Source organism: Bradyrhizobium sp. LTSP857 (genome assembly GCF_000938285.1).
Classification (GTDB): domain Bacteria; phylum Pseudomonadota; class Alphaproteobacteria; order Rhizobiales; family Xanthobacteraceae; genus Bradyrhizobium.
In genome coordinates, this window is sequence record NZ_JYMS01000050.1 from 74,175 (window position 1) to 91,276 (window position 17,102).

General features: G+C 60.6%; 13 protein-coding genes and 1 pseudogene. 9 read left to right on the top strand and 5 right to left on the bottom strand.

The genetic code is table 11. The features are described 5' to 3' along the window. Positions 1–170: 170 nt before the first annotated feature. A complete protein-coding gene (locus tag UP06_RS38435; RefSeq protein ID WP_045009072.1) occupies positions 171–926 on the bottom strand; it encodes a hypothetical protein in 756 nt (251 codons plus the stop codon). Positions 927–1,279: 353 nt separating this feature from the next. On the opposite strand from UP06_RS38435, the gene UP06_RS40490 reads away from it, so the two are divergent. Next, on the top strand, positions 1,280–2,275 hold the full coding sequence (locus UP06_RS40490; RefSeq protein WP_245305657.1) for a formylglycine-generating enzyme family protein: 996 nt from the start codon (positions 1,280–1,282) through the stop codon (positions 2,273–2,275). Between the two features lie 237 nt (positions 2,276–2,512). Here UP06_RS40490 and UP06_RS38440 read toward each other — a convergent pair. Next, positions 2,513–2,695, bottom strand: a pseudogene (locus UP06_RS38440) (aminotransferase class III-fold pyridoxal phosphate-dependent enzyme); the annotation flags it as partial. Positions 2,696–2,761: 66 nt separating this feature from the next. On the opposite strand from UP06_RS38440, the gene UP06_RS38445 reads away from it, so the two are divergent. From UP06_RS38445 to UP06_RS40495, 3 genes are read left to right on the top strand one after another with little or no spacing between them, the layout of a single operon-like run. Further along, positions 2,762–3,946, top strand: a complete 1,185-nt coding sequence (locus tag UP06_RS38445) for a lipase family protein (RefSeq protein ID WP_156163496.1) — start codon at positions 2,762–2,764, stop codon at positions 3,944–3,946. Next, positions 3,939–5,528 (top strand): ATP-binding protein, encoded by a 1,590-nt coding sequence (locus UP06_RS38450; RefSeq protein ID WP_045008929.1) that lies wholly within the window; start codon positions 3,939–3,941, stop codon positions 5,526–5,528. The genes UP06_RS38445 and UP06_RS38450 overlap by 8 nt, the downstream gene beginning before the upstream one ends. Then, positions 5,529–7,181, top strand: a complete 1,653-nt coding sequence (locus UP06_RS40495) for a patatin-like phospholipase family protein (RefSeq protein ID WP_050032660.1) — start codon at positions 5,529–5,531, stop codon at positions 7,179–7,181. 152 nt (positions 7,182–7,333) lie between these two features. Here UP06_RS40495 and rocD read toward each other — a convergent pair whose 3' ends face one another. The 3 genes from rocD to UP06_RS38470 are packed head-to-tail and all read right to left on the bottom strand — an operon-like array spanning position 7,334 to position 10,604. Then, positions 7,334–8,548 (bottom strand): ornithine--oxo-acid transaminase, encoded by a 1,215-nt coding sequence (gene rocD / locus UP06_RS38460; RefSeq protein ID WP_045008930.1) that lies wholly within the window; start codon positions 8,546–8,548, stop codon positions 7,334–7,336. 6 nt (positions 8,549–8,554) lie between these two features. Continuing rightward, positions 8,555–9,373: a potassium channel family protein gene (locus tag UP06_RS38465; RefSeq protein ID WP_082081900.1), complete on the bottom strand. Its 819-nt coding sequence runs from the start codon at positions 9,371–9,373 to the stop codon at positions 8,555–8,557. Between the two features lie 7 nt (positions 9,374–9,380). Beyond that, positions 9,381–10,604 carry a cytochrome P450 gene (locus UP06_RS38470; protein WP_045009075.1) on the bottom strand — a complete coding sequence of 408 codons (1,224 nt, stop codon included), beginning with the start codon at positions 10,602–10,604 and terminating at the stop codon, positions 9,381–9,383. 108 nt (positions 10,605–10,712) lie between these two features. Between UP06_RS38470 and UP06_RS38475 the strand changes: the two genes are divergently transcribed. From UP06_RS38475 to UP06_RS38495, 5 genes are all read left to right on the top strand, one after another. Further along, positions 10,713–11,255: a phosphonopyruvate decarboxylase gene (locus tag UP06_RS38475; protein ID WP_045008931.1), complete on the top strand. Its 543-nt coding sequence runs from the start codon at positions 10,713–10,715 to the stop codon at positions 11,253–11,255. After that, positions 11,252–11,842 carry a thiamine pyrophosphate-dependent enzyme gene (locus tag UP06_RS38480; RefSeq protein ID WP_045008932.1) on the top strand — a complete coding sequence of 197 codons (591 nt, stop codon included), beginning with the start codon at positions 11,252–11,254 and terminating at the stop codon, positions 11,840–11,842. Before UP06_RS38475 ends, UP06_RS38480 begins: the two co-directional genes overlap by 4 nt. Positions 11,843–11,941: 99 nt before the next feature. Then, positions 11,942–12,643, top strand: a complete 702-nt coding sequence (locus tag UP06_RS38485; RefSeq protein ID WP_082081902.1) for a TetR/AcrR family transcriptional regulator — start codon at positions 11,942–11,944, stop codon at positions 12,641–12,643. A gap of 1 nt (position 12,644) precedes the next feature. After that, a complete protein-coding gene (locus UP06_RS38490; RefSeq protein WP_045008934.1) occupies positions 12,645–13,838 on the top strand; it encodes an efflux RND transporter periplasmic adaptor subunit in 1,194 nt (397 codons plus the stop codon). Between the two features lie 79 nt (positions 13,839–13,917). Continuing rightward, positions 13,918–17,013 (top strand): MexW/MexI family multidrug efflux RND transporter permease subunit, encoded by a 3,096-nt coding sequence (locus UP06_RS38495; RefSeq protein WP_045008935.1) that lies wholly within the window; start codon positions 13,918–13,920, stop codon positions 17,011–17,013. Positions 17,014–17,102 lie beyond the last annotated feature (89 nt).

Sequence of the window (17,102 nt, forward strand, 5' to 3'; positions counted from 1 at the left end):
TCTTGTTCGACCACCTGCAAGGATGAAATTTGATGGGTTTCGCAGGAGCTCAACCCATCCTACGAGCTGCTGGCTCGCCCCGGCCGCGAATGACTCTGAGCGGTCGATTTCGATCTGCCGTCGAGGAACAACGCACGATCCTGGCTGTGCCGCCGCGTACACTTGGAAATTCAGCGGCCGACAAGTGCTACGGCCTCCGGCGCTTCGGCAGGCGCGGCTTCGTTGGTCCGCACAAATACAAAACGGGATGCCACGGAGATCTGTGTGTCGGCGCCGCCATCTTGGCCGATGAGAATTAGTCCCGCTCCGCCATTAGCTACATTCAGGATGACGGGGGCGCCCTTCCACGTCCTGATTGGCTCCATTCCGACGATAAGAAATTCACCGATCGGCTGGTCAAAATATTGAAGCCTCAGCTGTGGCCCGACTTCTGCCGCCGCAAGTCCGAAACCCAGCTGTTTGGCGCGCGCATAAATGTCCGCCAGCAACGCAGTATCGGTCTGAAAGCCGAGTTCGGCCGCCGACACCGTGAATAGCTCTATGTCTGTTTTCGTGTCGCGAAGGGTAAAGATCGGCCGTGCGAGAATCTCGCCAGCCGAGTTTCCAATGCCGCAACCTGCCGCATCCAATGCGTTACTGAGGGCAAAGAAATTTGCAAAGGTCCCGATTGTGATCGTCTTCCACACGGGAACATCGACGGCGGATTTGATCAGAATTTGCGGCCTGTCAACTGACGGACCTTTCTTGAGCCTTAGCTGGTTCTGCAGGACATTTCGCGCCGTGCATTGAGCTCTGGCTTCGCTCGCAAACAGGAGAGCGCATGTGGTACAGAGCATCGCAACAACGAGAACGCGACAGTGGCGCCATCCTGGCGAATGACGCTGGATGGCATGGCAACTGACTTTCTTGCCAGCTGTGCGGCCCATAACGGACCCCTCTTGCGCAAATGCAGCGCCAATAAAATCAGACTTCAATATATTCGGGCCGGTTCACGGCAAAAAGCCGTCATTCTCGCAGCCTATAGAGGTTGGTCCCGGAAATCCCGCAAAGGTTCAGCGAGGGTGACGTCGGATGACGAACTCAACATAGGTCAGCGTGGGTGCCTTTCTTGCGCAAGTCTGCGGCGCCGCGCTACTTTCCCGGGGCCGTTTCAGTAGCCTCTACTATACGGGGAGAGAGTCGGGTTGTGGCCCATCGTGTCAGTTGGCGCAGCGACATGTCCGGATTTCGGCGCGAACTGGAAGTCACCGGCTGAATGACAAAGCGACGAGATTGACCCATGTGCGACATCAAGTCGCTGTGCTTTGCAGCTTATGGCGCGCATCGTTTCCGGATGGTCAGGTTTGGAGCGATTTCGGCGATTGGGACGATAGCTGTCTTGTCGCTTGTTCAAGTTGCGCTTGCCGAAAATGGCCAGAGTGGCCCGAGTGCTCAACCATCGTTGCCACCAGCTCCAGGTACGAGGGACAGCCTGTTGCTGAAGGCACGTTTTCCGCAACCGCTGTCGCACAACGAAAATAATTCTCTGAGACCAATGGACCATTTCAAGGAATGCGAATCCTGTCCGGAGATGATCGTCGTTCCCTTGGGACAGTTCAGGATGGGAGCCAGCGAGAACGAGGTCGGGAGCACACCAGATGAAAGACCACAGCATCTGGTCATCTTCGCAAAAACTTTCGCCGTAGGTCGCTTCGCGGTGACATTCGATGAATGGGACGCTTGCACAGCTGCAAAGGGTTGCAGCTATCGACCCTCCGATCAAAATTGGGGGCGCGGAAAACAACCAGTCATAAATATTCGTTGGGATGACGCCAAAGAATACGTGGAGTGGCTATCGCGCAAGACAGGGCGACCTTATCGATTATTGAGCGAAGCAGAGCGCGAATATGTGACGCGGGCGGGAACATCGACTGCATATTGGTGGGGCGATGATTTCAGAGCCCTTCAGGCCAACAGTGCCTATCCGACCGATCAACCGGAGCCGATGGCAGCTAGAACAGCTTTGGTCGATTCATTTGTCCCGAACCCGTGGGGGTTCTTTCAAGTCCACGGTAACGTCTACGACTGGGTCGAGGATTGCGGAAGCGAAAGCTACATTGATGCGCCGTCAAACGGAGCGGCCCAGATGACAGGAAATTGCGAGGTGCATATGCTGCGCGGTGGCGCATTTAGCCGACGCCCTGAAACCCTCCGATCTGCCGCGCGGCTATGGTCCGGCAGCCCCAACCGAATGACCTATATGAGCGTTCGCGTCGCGAGAACCGGAGCTCGATAGGAACTGTTGCCGGTAACACGGTTCGACGACTTCCGCTCCTGGCCCATCACGTCGGTTCGACGCGGTGCTGAATTTGATCGCCACAAAGGTGCAACGGACATTGGGCAAGCCTACACCAATCAGGCTGGATTTATGAGTTCGCGCCTATCGTAATCGCCCACAACTTTCAACGCACAGATGGCCGAATGGTCCGCCATTGGTCGCGGCCGGCATTGCGATCTTCCGGTGCAGGCAACCTCAAGAGAAATCCTGCGTCAGGATCGTGGCGAACTGCTCCAGCGCCCAGTCGACCTGGTCGCCGGTGATCACCAGCGGCGGGGCGATGCGGATCGTGTGCTCATGGGTCTCCTTGGCGAGAATGCCCTTGCGCTGGAGCGCTTCGCAGTAGCGGCGGGCGCGGCCGGCCTCGGGTGCAACATCACAACGATGCATCTGTTGATAGGTGCAGCTACCTGCGTTATGCTGGCGTACATTCCTGAGTAGAGGTTGCAGAGATTGTCTGGTGGAACCGCAATCTTCGTGCACGGTACTGGGGTCCGGCTTGCGGGCTTCGAGAGAACTTATGCGCTCGCCGTGCAGCAGGCACAGAAATGCAGCTATACCCCTAACTTCGTACCCTGCGCATGGGGTGATCCCCTAGGCGTGGAGTTTGAGGGGCTCTCGCTTCCCGACCCGCCCTCCAAAGAAGACCTACGGCGGGATGAAGAGGAGCTTGCCCAGTGGGATTGGCTATTTGATGATCCGCTGTTCGAGCTTTCGACACTTACTATCCGAGATGCCGCCCTAGCCCAAGAAGCCGAGGCTACGACGCGCCCCGACCGAATGCCGGAATGGGAGGTCGTGTTGGATCGCGTTCGGGTATACCGCCCGTCTGATGAACTCACCACATTGCTTGAGCGTGGCACTCTGCTGTCATTTTGGCCTTCCGCGTGGACCAAGATTGTTACGGCACCGGTCACCCGCGACGCCTTCGAAGCCTCGGCTCACGAAATTCCAGTAGTCTGCCGGGCGCTGGCACGTGCGCTTGTTGCCGCGCTACACGGACTATCCACCGATGAAGGCCTTGCTGGACCAAGCGCAAGCCTGCGCAACCAATTGGTCGCGCGATTGGTTGCAGACTGGAAACAAACGGTTCTTGGTCTCAGTGACTTCTTCTTTGATCTGGTCAAGCGCGCGGGCACCCGCCTGGTGCGAGACAAGCGCCGACAACTCAACGTGGCTTCGGCCTTTCCGATCGGCGACGTTCTTCTCTACCAGGCGCACGGTGAAACCATCCGCGACTTCATCCGACGGAAGATCCAAGCTGCCACGCCGCCGGTGACGCTGATTTCACATAGCCTTGGCGGAATAGCGTGCTTTGAGCTTTTGGCATCTCCCGATCCTCCGGTCGTCAGTTGCCTCGTTACGGCCGGTTCTCAGGCGCCGCTGCTCTATGAGATCGGAGCCCTCCAATCCCTGAAACGGCCGCGGCCGCTACCCCAGTCCTTTCCACCATGGCTCAATATTTATGACCGAAACGATTTCCTGAGTTTCGCGGCTCAACGATTGTTTCCGAACGCAACCGATCTCCCATTCTCATCCGGGCAGCCATTTCCAGACTCGCACGGCGCCTACTTCACCAGCGAGGCTGTGTGGACTGCAATCCGGGATTTCGTTCAGCGCCATGTCTGAACTCTCGAGCGACTTGGTCGCCTTTATCGTTGGCATCGAACGCTACGATCAGCCCGGTTGGGATGTGCCGGGACCGTGTCGCAACGCGATCCGGATGGCCGAATACCTCCTCGGTGCCTTCGAACAGAGAGCCGAGATCCAGCTCTTCGCCAACATTGCGACGACCGACAGCAGTCTCGAAGCCCAATCCAAACAGGACGCCCTCGATCAATTAAAAGCTCGCGGCGTCGCTGTTCACGATCACAACTTCACGCGCGACACCATAGATACCGCTTTCCGGAAGCTGCGCGAGCGCAGGGGCAGGCTGCTCCTTCACTGGTCAGGCCACGGATACGCTGACAATGCTGGCCACCGCATTCTTGTGTGCCCTGACTTTCGTTCGGACGGCTTCGCAAATCGTGTCTTCAATGCGACGCTCCGATTTGAATGGCTGCACTCCAGCGAGTTCTCCGATCTGGCCCAGCAAATTCTTCTGATGGACGTGTGCGCCAAATCGACCAAGCTGCAATTCGAGGCCGACGCAGTTGGAAACGGCCGGCGACACCTTGATACCGAACAGATCGGCTTCTTCGCGACTCAAGAGGGTGCCTACAACTATATTGACGGTCAGACCTTCACCGACCTTCTCATTGCCGCGCTTCGCCCCTTTGGCGGTTGGCCGGATCTCAGGCGCTACTACGAGTCCGCCAAGCAGCGGGCCTTCGCGCTCAACACCGAGCCATTCATCATCTCGGGATTTGCGCGCCACGACCGCCTCAACGAAACTTACGCAGGCAACCGCGACGCCGGCAAGGCGTCCAAAGCGCGTTCGGCCTTGCCAATCATTGCCAATTACGCCGACGTTTGCAGCACACTCGATGACTTTGTTGCGCCAACCGGCGAGCAGCGAATTCTGCTGGTTCAGGGGGACGCGGGATTTGGCAAAAGCTTGCTCGTGCTCGAGCGAGCGCGGGCGTTTCCAGACAACGTACGCTATATTGGCGCCAAGCTCACCAAACGATACAACATCACTGAATTACTATCGCGAACTGTCGCCAAACTCGGCGTCCAACACCTGCCGCGGTTCGTAGCTGGCGTAAGGGCGCTAGGCGGACCACTTCAAATACAGGTCAGCACAGAACTTCCCTTTGGTTGGCAAGACACTATCAACCGAGCGTCGATCGGCGACAGCGTCGACCACATCGTGCCTCTTGTCGAGTGTCTGTTCGAAGATTGTTTAGCCCTATCAGAACCGCTGCTCTTCATTTTGGATGGATTTGAAGCGTCGTCGACGCAACTGCGTGAGTTGATTGAAGACCACTTCCTTCGATGTGTAGCCCAGACACCAACCGTACGTGTCATCGTATCAGGCCGAGACATTCCGGATCGAAATCATATCGAGTGGGGTAACTCCTGCGCGCCGATCTGCAAGCTAGCCGGCGTTCCGAACCCTTCCGACTGGATACCGGTGGTTACCGCCCTTGGACGCCGCATCAGTGCGAGAGATCCCGAGTCCTACCTCGGAGGCATCTGCCATCTATTGGAGGGGCAGCCGAACAAGATCATGGCATGGATCCAGGGCTTACCCGAGGAAAACGGCTAGGTGGTCGAGGCACTTGCATATAGCCTAGAGACGGCTCCCGCCGAACTTAGGGATGCGATCCTGCTCGACAATCTGCTGGACGCAATGGACAGCGCACTTCAGCGCGCATTGTTTGCCGCGGCAATTCCACATTGGTTCGACCCAGAATTCCTTGGTGCCTTGCTGGATTGCCCACAAAATTCGGCCGTGATCGCGATCGACCGCCTCGCTCAGCTGCCGATAGTAGAAGATCTGCTTAACTCCACCTACAAGCTGGATGACTCTGCTCGTTTGATGGTGCTTTCCACATTCTGGGAACGTGATCAAGCTCAGTTCCGCGCGGTGAGCGGGCGCGCCATGACGTATTGTGAGCGGCCCGACCATGATGACCCCTCATGGTATCTCGAGTCGATCTATCACCGCTTCATCGTTGATGAGGGGTCCGTCCCTGGCTATGTCCGCAATACATGGGCAAGCCGGTATGGCCAGGTGAACTTTAGCCCCGGGGCATTGGAGTCGATCGCGGCCGCAGCCCGAGAGCATGATAGCGCAGGACGTATCCGGGACCGCAATCTCGACTGGCTCAAGGTTTGGACAACCATGATAGTTCGCGATGACAAGCGCTTTCGACTTGCACTCACGCTCGAGGGCGGCGGAGCATCTTGCGCATACCAGGCCGGCGTCTATCAAGCCCTGTTGAGTGAAAACCTTGTGCCGGAAATCATCGTTGCCGAATCCGTTGGCGCGATCACCGCCGCCATTATCGCAGGGAATCCACCTGACTCCGCTATTAGTCGCTTGAAAGATTTTTGGGAGACGGTGACGGAAAGCGCCTTACTGCCACCGTGGGCGGCTTGGAACCCGTTTGTCCCACGCAGTTATTGGACCGTCGCAAGCGGCGTGCCAGGATTTTTTGTTCCGAGAGGACTATCCGGACTTATGTCGGCAACAAGCTTCTACGACATGTCGCCGCTTCGGCAGACGCTGGAGCGTCTCGTCGATTTCGATCGCATTAATGATCGAAAGATCCGTTTCGTCATCAGCGCTGTCGATGAAGCTAGCGGTGAGGTTGTCTATTTCGACAATCTCACTACCAAAATTACGCCCGCTCACATCATGGCCAGTTGCGCTTTGCCGCCCGGGTTTCCAAGCGTCCAGATAGACGGACGAAAGTACTGGGACGCCACGTTGGTGGCAAAAACACCCATCCAATATCTGCTGGGATTAGCAACTCACGAGCCGCTGTTGGTCTTCCAGGTCGAATTGAAGCAGATTGGCGCGCACCCAGTAAACGACATGCAGCAAGTCACGACGCGCATCAATGCGATCCAATATGCCAGCCGAGGTCAATTGGTCCGCAGCTATTACCGCAACATTGAAAAGGTGAATCGGATGCTGCGGCGAGCATTGCAAAAAATACCGGAGGCCGATCTGAGCGAAGAAGAGGTCAGACTAAGAGATAGTCTTGCCGAAGAGCCGCTCATCGCCGTTGTTAATTTAAGCGACCGTGGACATTCTACTGACGAGGCCCATGATTTCGATAGGCGCTTGATGTACGACCGTTGGGAGCGGGGATATTCGAACACGACAAATGTCCTTCGCTCTCTTGACCCGGAGCAACTTGCGTCGGGTGCGGGAGTGATGGTCTATCCGGGCGAAGAGGATTCATCCTAGACCGGTTTAGTTTCCAGAATAGCTTGTCTGCGGCAGCCACCGATCGTAGATGCCTCACCACCGCCAATGACGCCATGCGCGATAGCTGCCAGGTAGCGGAAGAGGTCGCCGTTGGCAACGGCCGGCATTGCGATTGTCCGACGCAGGCCTCCTCAAGAGAAATCCTGCGTCAGGACCGTCGCGAACTGCTCCAGTGCCCAGTCGACCTGGTCGCTGGTGATCACCAGCGGCGGGGCGATGCGGATCGTGTGCTCATGGGTGTCCTTGGCGAGGATGCCCTTGCCCTGGAGCGCCTCACAGTAGCGGCGGGCGCGGCCGGCCTCGGGATGCAGCTCGACCGCCAGCATCAGGCCACGCCCGCGGACCTCGCGGATCGTGTTGGCGCGGATGTCCTTCAAGCCTTGCAGAAAGCGCGCGCCTTGCGTGGCCGCGTTCTCGATCATGCCTTCCTCGACCAGCACGCGCATCGCCGCGCGCGCCACCGCGCAGGCAAGCGGGTTGCCGCCGAAGGTCGAGCCATGCTGCCCGGGTCGCAATGTCCCGAGCACGTCGTTGTTCGAGAGCACGGCCGACACCGGATAGAAGCCGCCGGACAAGGCCTTGCCAAGCAGCGTCACGTCCGCCTCGATGCCCTCGTGCTGTTCGGCGAGCAATTTGCCGGTGCGGCCGAGCCCGGTCTGAATCTCGTCGAGCACCAGCATCACGTTGTTGGCGGTGCAGAGCTCGCGGACCTCTGTGAAATAGCCGGCTGGAGGAATGATGACACCGGCTTCGCCCTGGATCGGCTCGACCAGAAAGGCGACGGTGTTTGGCGTGATCGCCTGTTCCAGCGCCGTCGCGTCGCCGAACGGGATGATCTTGAAGCCCGGCGCGAACGGCCCGAAGTGTCCGCGTGTCTCGGCGTCCGTTGAAAACCCGACGACGCCCAGCGTGCGTCCATGGAAATTGTCGGCGCAGACGATGATCTCGGCTTCGCCGTCCGGCACGCCTTTCACCTCATAGCCCCATTTGCGCACCGACTTGATCGCGCTTTCGACCGCCTCGGCGCCGCTGTTCATCGGCAGCACCTTGTGGGAGCCGGTCAGCGCCGCGATCTCTTCGTAGAACAAGGCGAGCTGGTCGTTGTGGAAGGCGCGCGAGGTGAGCGTCAGCCGGTGCGCCTGTTCCACCATCGCCGCCAGGATCTTGGGGTGGCAGTGGCCCTGGCTGACCGCGGAATAGGCGGAGAGGCAATCGAGGTAACGGTTGCCTTCGGTATCCCAGACCCAGACACCTTCGCCGCGCGACAGCACGACGCCGATCGGCGCGTAATTGTTGGCGCCAAAGCGCGCTTCCGTTGCGAGGAGATCAATGACCGACGCGCTCATTTTTCGTCACTCCCATTGGGCAGCCTGGGACGTGCGCGATGCTGCCGATTTACTCCGGCGTGTCAAATGGTTCTGCGCATCCACCGGGCATTTTCCGCCGGGCTGTCCGCTACTGTGCATGGGGTTGTTTTCGACATTTTTGTTTGGGCCGGTGCGTGATTCAGGAGTCGCGATCTCGAGCGTGACCAGGCGTGCCAGCAGCGTCGCAGGATAAAGCTGGCCAAACACCGCCTCGATGTTGCACAGGCTGCGCACGATCGGATGCACCGGCGCGACATCGCCATAACCGGTCGTCGTCAGCGTCGCGAAGCTGAAATAGATCACCTGGCTCGCCAGCGCCGGACTGTCCTCGACCTTCATGCCGACGAACGCGGTCGGCACCAGTGAGCCCATGAAGGTGTAGAGCGCCGAGAAGATCACCGCGATCGTCATATACAGCAGCACCGCACCGATCACGCGATGATAGGTCACGCGCCCCGGCGCGAAGGTCGCGCGGGCCACCGCCCAGGCCATTGTGGTGCCGACGATGAACCAGGAGCCGGCAAAGAGATTGAGATCGAGGATGGAGGGCGACCTGATCCGCAGGATCGCGCCGACCGTGATCATGGCGAGCGCGATCAGCATCGCCACGACCGCGACCGGGCTGCCCGAGATCACGAAGATGCCGACGACGAGCAGCAGCGCCAGCACCAGCTCTGAGGCCTGAAAGGCAAAGATCCCCAGCGCCTGGAGCGGGGAGACCACGAACATCATGATCATGAGCAAGGCGGTTAGCCCGGTCAGGAGCGGATCGGCCCAGCGCTCGCGGATCTCGTTGATGTTCATGAAATCCTCATCGGCCGATGGAGCAGGGCACGCTCAGGAAGCCGCGGAAGCGCACCCGGCCGCCGAGCACCGGCTCGCCGCTCACGGCGTAGTTCGGGAAGCGCGCCAGGAAGCGCGAGATCGCGATGGCACCTTCCAGCCGCGCCAGCGCCATGCCGGCGCATTGATGCGCGCCGGTGGCGAAGGCGAGATGCCGGTTCGGCGTGCGCGCGACGTCGAAGGCTTCCGGATCGGGAAACTGCGCGGGATCGCGGTTCGCAGCACCGATGCACAGCGTGATCGACGTGCCGGCATCGAGCATGATTCCGCCGAGCTCGACCTTTTCCGTGGTCATGCGGTTGCCGAGCTGGTTCGAGCTCTCGTAGCGCAGCATCTCCTCGACGGCGGTCTTGATCAGGTCCGGGTTGTCGATCAGCCGCTGCTTCTGGTCTGGATTCCGGTCGAGCGTGACGAGACCGTTGCCGATCAGATTGGTGGTGGTCTCGTGGCCGGCGTTGAGCAGGAAGATGCAATTGTGCAGCAGCTCCTTCTCGGTCAGCCGTTCGCCGCTCTCCTCGCCCTGGATCAAGCGCGTCAGCACGTCGCGCTCGGGATTGCCGGGCTTTTGGCGCCGGCGCGCTACCAGCGTCGAGAGATAGGCGAGAAAGTCCGTCACCGCTTTGTTGCCGCGCGCAGCGACTTCAGTCGATACCACGGGCTCGAGTGCACCGAGGATCGCCAGCGACCAGTCGCGCAATGGCCCACGCTCGTCATGGGGAACGTCGAGCAAATTGCCGATCACCTCGATGGGAATGGAGGCGGCGAAATCTTCGATCAGTTCGCAATCGCCTTTGGCGGCGATGGCGTCGAGCAGGCCGTCGATCAGCTTGATGAGGTCGCCCTCCATGCCGGCGATCGCGCGCGGCGACAGCGCGCCCATGATCAGCCGCCGCACGCGGGTATGCGCCGGCGGATCGTTGAACACGAGGCTCGTGGTGTGGTGCTCGTAGAGCGGGGTGTCGCCGTATTTCGGCGCGAACTCGCGCTTCTTGTCGGAGCTGAACGATTTTGTGTTCTTGTAGGTGGTGACGAGGTCGTCGTAGCGGGTCAGGAACACGGTGCCGTTCGGCAGGCGCTTGACAGGTTCGTTCTCCCGCAGTGCACGATAAGTCGGATAGGGATCGGCGTAGAATTCGCCCGTCAGCTTCTCCAGATCGAACTTGGCCGCCAGTTCTTTCGCATCTGCGTTCATTGCCGCCATACTCGCCGGTTGAGACCGATATGCCGTTTTCGCTCTATCGAGCGATGCGGATCACCGTCTACAGTCGTGCCGTGATTAGCTAGCCGACCGGACAGGAAAATGCACGCCCGCGCTGATGCTGCCGACACGGCCCCGAATTGGCCCGACGATATTTTCGCGACATTGCAACGCTTCGACGTCCGGCAGGTGCCCTACGTGCCTGACGCCGGTCATTCGAGGCTGATCCAGCACGTGCTGGGCTCATCCACGATGCGCGGCATTCCGCTCACGACGGAGGAGGAGGGCGTGGCGCTGCTCGCCGGCGCCTGGACCGGTGGGCAGCGCGGCGTGCTTCTGATGCAGTCGAGCGGGGTCGGCAATTGTATCAACATGCTGTCGCTGATCCCGATCCTGCGTTTTCCGTTCCTCACGCTCGTGACCATGCGCGGCGAGTGGGGCGAGTTCAATCCGTGGCAGGTGCCGATGGGATCGACCACGCAGGGCGTGTTCGAGCTTTCCGGCATCAAGGTGCTGCGCGCCTCGAACGCAGCCGAGGTGCCGGCTGTGCTCGAAGCGGCTGCCGGGCAGGCCTACAACGCGCTGACGCCCACCGCCGTCCTGTTGTCGCAGCGCCTGATCGGCGCCAAGGTTTTCACCAAATGAGCAAGGCCAATCTCCTCGACCGCCGCCAGGTGGTCTCCGCGTTGCTTGCGAACCGCAAGGACGTGGTTGCGATCGGCGGCCTCGGCGCCTCCACCAACGACATCACCGCCGCCGGCGACCACGCCCGCAATTTCTATCTCTGGGGCGGCATGGGCGGTGCGGCGATGATCGGGCTGGGCTTGGCGCTGGCGCAGCCAAAGTTGCCGGTCCTGGTCATCACCGGCGACGGCGAGATGCTGATGGGCTTGGGCAGCCTCGCCACCATCGGCCTGCAAAAACCGTCCAACCTCTCGATCGTCGTGCTCGACAACGAGGCCTATGGCGAGACCGGCGGCCAGACCAGCCACACCTCGGCCACCGCGGACCTCGTCGGCGTCGCCAGGGCCTGCGGCATCGGGGACGCCTGCGCGATCTCGACCATGGCCGAGGTCGAGGCCTTCGCCAAAGCCGTCCACGACGTCTCGGCAGGCCCGCGATTTGCCAATGTGAAGATCGACAGCGCCAACGTGGAGCGGATCTTGCCGAGCCGGGACGGAACTTACATCGTCAACCGGATCCGCGGTGATCTCGGGTTCCAGCCGATCTGACCCTGATATGTGGCAAAATTGCCCTGAATCTGTACCCATTTAGGTTGCGGCGCACCATTTGGCTTGACTTTTGCGTGGGTGAGTGCTTACTCACTAGCCATGAGCTCATTGCGTATGACGAGCGACCTGAGGCGTCAATTGATCCTCGGAGCCGCGAAACGCTGCTTTGCCCGGCACGGCTATACCGGCACCACGACCAAGAGCGTGGCGGCCGCCGCTGCCATTTCCGAGGCGCTGCTGTTCAAGCATTTCCCCTCCAAGGCGGCGCTCTACGCTGAAATTCTCAGCGACGAATGCGAAGCCGATCCGGCGCTGATGGATCTTCTGGAGCGAGAGCCGTCGACGGCGACCCTGGTCGAATTGATGCGTGGCATGGTCCAGCACTTCCTCCAGATCGCCGACGGCCCCGATCAGGAGGAGGCGCAGCGCCTGCGACTGATGGCCACGAGCCATTTGGATGATGGCGAATTCGCCCGTCTGCTATATGCCAAGATCGAGAAGCTGATCGGAGCAGTCTTCGTCGCCTCGCTCGAACGCGCGGTCGCCGCCGGCGATGCGCGGCCGAGCAGCAGCGAGCCGCTCAACCTGTTCTGGTTTGCGCATCACACGGTGATGACCGCTGCGCTGACCAGGCTGCCGGCCGTGCCCTGCCTCGCTTACGGCAAGGCGATCGATCTGGAACGGCAGCTGTGTGAGTTTCTTCTGAGGGGTATCGGACTTAACGACGCCGCAATTGCTTCGCATTTGGGCCGCGATCAGGCCGCGGATGCCGGCAAGACGGCGATTGCAGAAAGCGCATGACATGAACATCGTAACCGAACACAAGATTTCGGGCGAACCGATCGACAGCAAGGCTCCCAAGCGACCGGTCCGGCCGGTGCTCTGGTTCATCATCGTCGGCACGCTGCTGGGCGCGCTCGTCGGTGGCCTGGTCTGGTTCAATTATTTCCGCGGCCAGATGATCAAGCAGTTCTTCGCCAACAACAAGCCGCCGCCGACCGCGGTCAGTGCGGCCGAGGCGAAGTCCGAGGTGGTCCCGAACCTGCTGACCGCGGTCGGCGGCCTCGCCGCCGTGCACCAGGTCGACGTCACCGCCGACGTCAACGGCCGCGTCACCGAGATCAAGTTCGAACCCGGCGCGCATGTCGAAGCCGGTATGCCGCTGGTGCAACTGTTCGACGCGCCGGAGCAGGGCGACCTCGCGAGCTTCAAGGCGCAGGCAACCGTCGGGCAGCTTTCGCTCGACCGCGCCAAGCAGCTGGCGTCGCGCCAGTTCGGTCCGCAGTCGACCGTCGATTCCGCGCAGGCGGCCTACGACCAGGCGCTGGCCGGCATCGCCAAGACCGAAGCGCTGATCTCGCAGAAGCTGGTCCGCGCGCCGTTCTCCGGCGATCTCGGCGTCCGCAAGGTCGAGGTCGGCCAGTATCTCACTGCCGGCACCGCCATAGTCTCGCTGACCGATCTGTCGGAGCTGTGGGCAAACTTCACGGTAACGGAAAAGGACTCGGGCAACCTCAAAGTTGGCCAGTCGGTCCGGCTGAAGGTCGACGCCTATCCGGGCCGCACCTTCGACGCCAAGGTCACCACGATCGAGCCGCAGATCGCGACTGACACCCGCAATATCCGCGTGCAGGCAACCGTCTCCAACCCGGAAAAGATCCTGAAGCCCGGCATGTTCGTGACCACCACGGTGGTGCTGCCGGACAAGCCGGCGGTGGTCACCGTGCCAGAGACCTCGGTCGACTACACGCTGTACGGCGACTCTGTGTTCGTGATCACCGAGAAGAAGGAAGAGGACGGCAAGACCAGCCTGAGCGCGGTGCGCACATTCGTGCAGACCGGCAACCGGGTCGATGGCCGTGCTGAAATCATCAAGGGCTTGAAGCCGGGCGACAAGGTTGTTGCCGTCGGCCAGCTCAAGCTGCAATCGGGCTCTGCCGTGTCGATTTCAACGGACCCGGCTCCGACAATTCCGGCGCAGCCGCCACGCTACTGACAATGCGCTCGCATGATCCGGCAATGCCGGATCATGCTTCATAAGCCCAAGAAATCGAGATCGAATCGAGATCGCCGCGATGCGCTTTACCGATATTTTCATCAAACGCCCGGTCCTGTCGGTCGTCGTCAGCCTGCTGATCCTTTTGATCGGCCTTCGCGCGGCGACGACACTGCCGATCCGGCAATATCCAAAACTGTCGAACACGGTCATCAACATCACGACCGTCTATCCCGGCGCGTCCGCGGAACTGATCCAGGGCTTCATCACCACGCCGATCGAGCAGGCGGTCGCTTCCGCCGAAGGCGTCGACTACATGACCTCGTCCTCGGTGCTCGGCACCTCGACGATCCAGGTCTACATCAAGCTGAACTTCGATCCGAACCAGGCGCTCACCGAAGTGTTGGCCAAGACGAACTCGGTCAAATATCTGATTCCGAAGGAATCCAACGACCCGATCGTCACCAAGACGACTGGCCAGACCACGGCCGTAATGTATCTCGGATTCTCGTCCGAGGAGTTGTCGGGTTCGGCGATCTCGGACTATCTCACGCGCGTGGTGCAGCCGGTGCTGTCGACCGTCGATGGCGTCGCATCCGCCGACATCCTCGGTGCCCAGAACTTTGCGATGCGGCTGTGGCTTGATCCCGTGAAAATGGCCGGCCGCAACATCTCGCCGGCCGACGTCGCCTCAGCGATCGCCGCCAACAACTTCCAGTCCGCGGCGGGCCAGACCAAGGGTTATTTGATCGTCTCGAATATCTCGACGAATACCGACCTCGGTAACGTCGAACAGTTCAAGAAGATGATCGTCAAGGCCAAGGACGGCGGCTTCGTGCGGATGGAGGACATCGCGAGCGTCGAGCTTGCCGCGCAGAGCACGGATGCGAGCGTCGCCTTCAACGGCGAGCACGCGATCTTCATCGGCGTGAACGCGACACCGCAGGGCAACCCGCTGACGCTGGTGAAAGGCGTGCGTGCGCTGTTCCCTGAGCTCGAGCGTAATTTGCCACCGTCGATGAAGATGAAGGTCGCCTACGATTCGACCAAGTTCATTCAGTCGTCGATCGACGAGGTCGAGAAGACGCTGGGCGAAGCCATCGTGATCGTCATCGTGGTGATCTTCCTGTTCCTGGCCTCGTTCCGCTCCGTCATCATTCCGGTTGTCACCATTCCGCTGTCGATGATCGGCGTCTGCACGCTGATGCTGATGTTGGGCTTCAGCTTTAACCTGCTGACACTGCTCGCGATGGTGCTCGCAATCGGCCTCGTGGTCGACGACGCTATCGTGGTGGTGGAGAACATCCATCGGCATCTGGAAGAAGGGAAGACACCGGTACAGGCCTCATTGGAGGGCGCGCGGGAAATCGTCGGTCCCGTCGTCTCGATGACGATTACGCTCGCCGCCGTGTACGCCCCGATCGGCTTCCTCGGCGGCCTCACCGGCTCACTATTTCGCGAATTCGCCTTCACGCTCGCGGGCTCAGTGATCGTGTCCGGCGTGATCGCGCTGACGCTGTCGCCGATGATGTGCTCGGTGTTGCTGAAGAACACCGAGGAGGGCCGGTTTGCAAAGCTGGTGAACGGGGTGTTTGGCGCCTTGACGCGCTGGTACGGCCGCAGGCTCGACCGCTCGCTTGACTACAAGGCCATCACCGGCCTGTTCGCGGTGACGATCCTCGGGCTCGTCGGCTTCCTCTACATGCACACGTCGAAGGAACTGGCGCCGGAAGAAGACCAGGGCATCGTCTTCGCGGTGACCAAGGCGCCAAAATACGCCAACATCGACTATGTCGATTTCTATGGTGACAAGCTCGACAAGGAATTCCAGAAATTCCCCGAGACTGATCTGCGTTTCGTCCTGAACGGCATCAACGGCCCGCAGGGCGGCATCGCCGGCATGCTGCTGAAGTCGTGGGATGAGCGCAAGCGCTCGTCGATCGCTCTGAAGCCGCTGGTCCAGGCCGAGCTCTCCAAGATCGAGGGCGTGCAGGCCTTTGCATTCAACCTGCCGCCGCTGCCGGGCGGGCCGGGCGGCCTGCCGGTGCAGATGGTGATCAACTCGACCGCGGGCTTCCAGGCTGTCTATGAGCAGATGGAGAAGTTGAAGGCCGCTGCGCGCAAGAGTGGCATGTTCATCGTCTCCGACAGCGATCTTGCTTATAACCAGCCGACGGTGACGGTGAAGATTGATCGCAGCAAGGCGCAGGATCTCGGCGTCAACATGCAGAATCTCGGCAGTTCGCTCGCGGTACTACTAGGCGGAAACTACATCAACCGCTTCAATCTCGAGGGCCGGTCCTACCAGGTGATTCCGCAGGTGCCGCGCAGCCAGCGGCTCTCGCCGGAATCGCTCGGCAGCTACTACGTTACGACCAACTCCGGTCAGCAGCTTCCGCTGTCGACGGTAGTGTCGATCCAGACCAGGACCGACCCGAATTCGCTAACCCACTACAATCAGCTCAATTCGGCGACGTTCTCGGCCGTGCCGATGCCCGGCGTGACCGTCGGTGCGGCGGTCGACTTCCTCGAAGGCGAGGCCAAGAATCTGCCGCAGGGCTTCAGCCACGACTATCTCGCGGACTCCCGGCAGTATGTGCAGGAAGGCAACCAGCTCGCGATCACGTTCGGCTTCGCGCTGGTCATCATCTTCCTGGTGCTGGCAGCCCAGTTCGAGAGCTTGCGTGACCCGTTTGTCATCATGATCTCGGTGCCGATGGCGATCGTCGGCGCGCTGATCCCGCTGTTCTTCGGCCTTGCCACGATGAACATCTACACCCAGGTCGGTCTGCTGACGCTGGTCGGGCTGATCACCAAGCACGGCATCCTGATGGTGGAGTTCGCCAACGAGCTTCAGGTCAACGAACGGCTCGACCGCCGCTCGGCCATCGAGATGTCGGCCCGTATCCGCCTGCGACCGATCCTGATGACCACGGCCGCGATGGTCACCGGCCTGATCCCGCTCCTGACCGCGACCGGTGCGGGCGCGGCCAGCCGCTTCTCGATTGGCCTCGTGGTCGTGGCCGGCATGTCGATCGGCACGCTGTTCACGCTGTTTGTCCTGCCGGCGGTTTATGTCGTGCTGGCGACCGACCATCGCGCGGCAGCCGATTCCGAGCGGAACAAGCAGGTCAACGAGCTCGACCTCGATTCCAAAGCGCTGCGGCCGACCTGAGGCCGTTCGATCGAAGAGTGCAAAGCGGCAATGGCCATCGCCATTGCCGCTTTTTTCTTGTCCCGTGTTAGACTTGCTCGGCGTGCGTT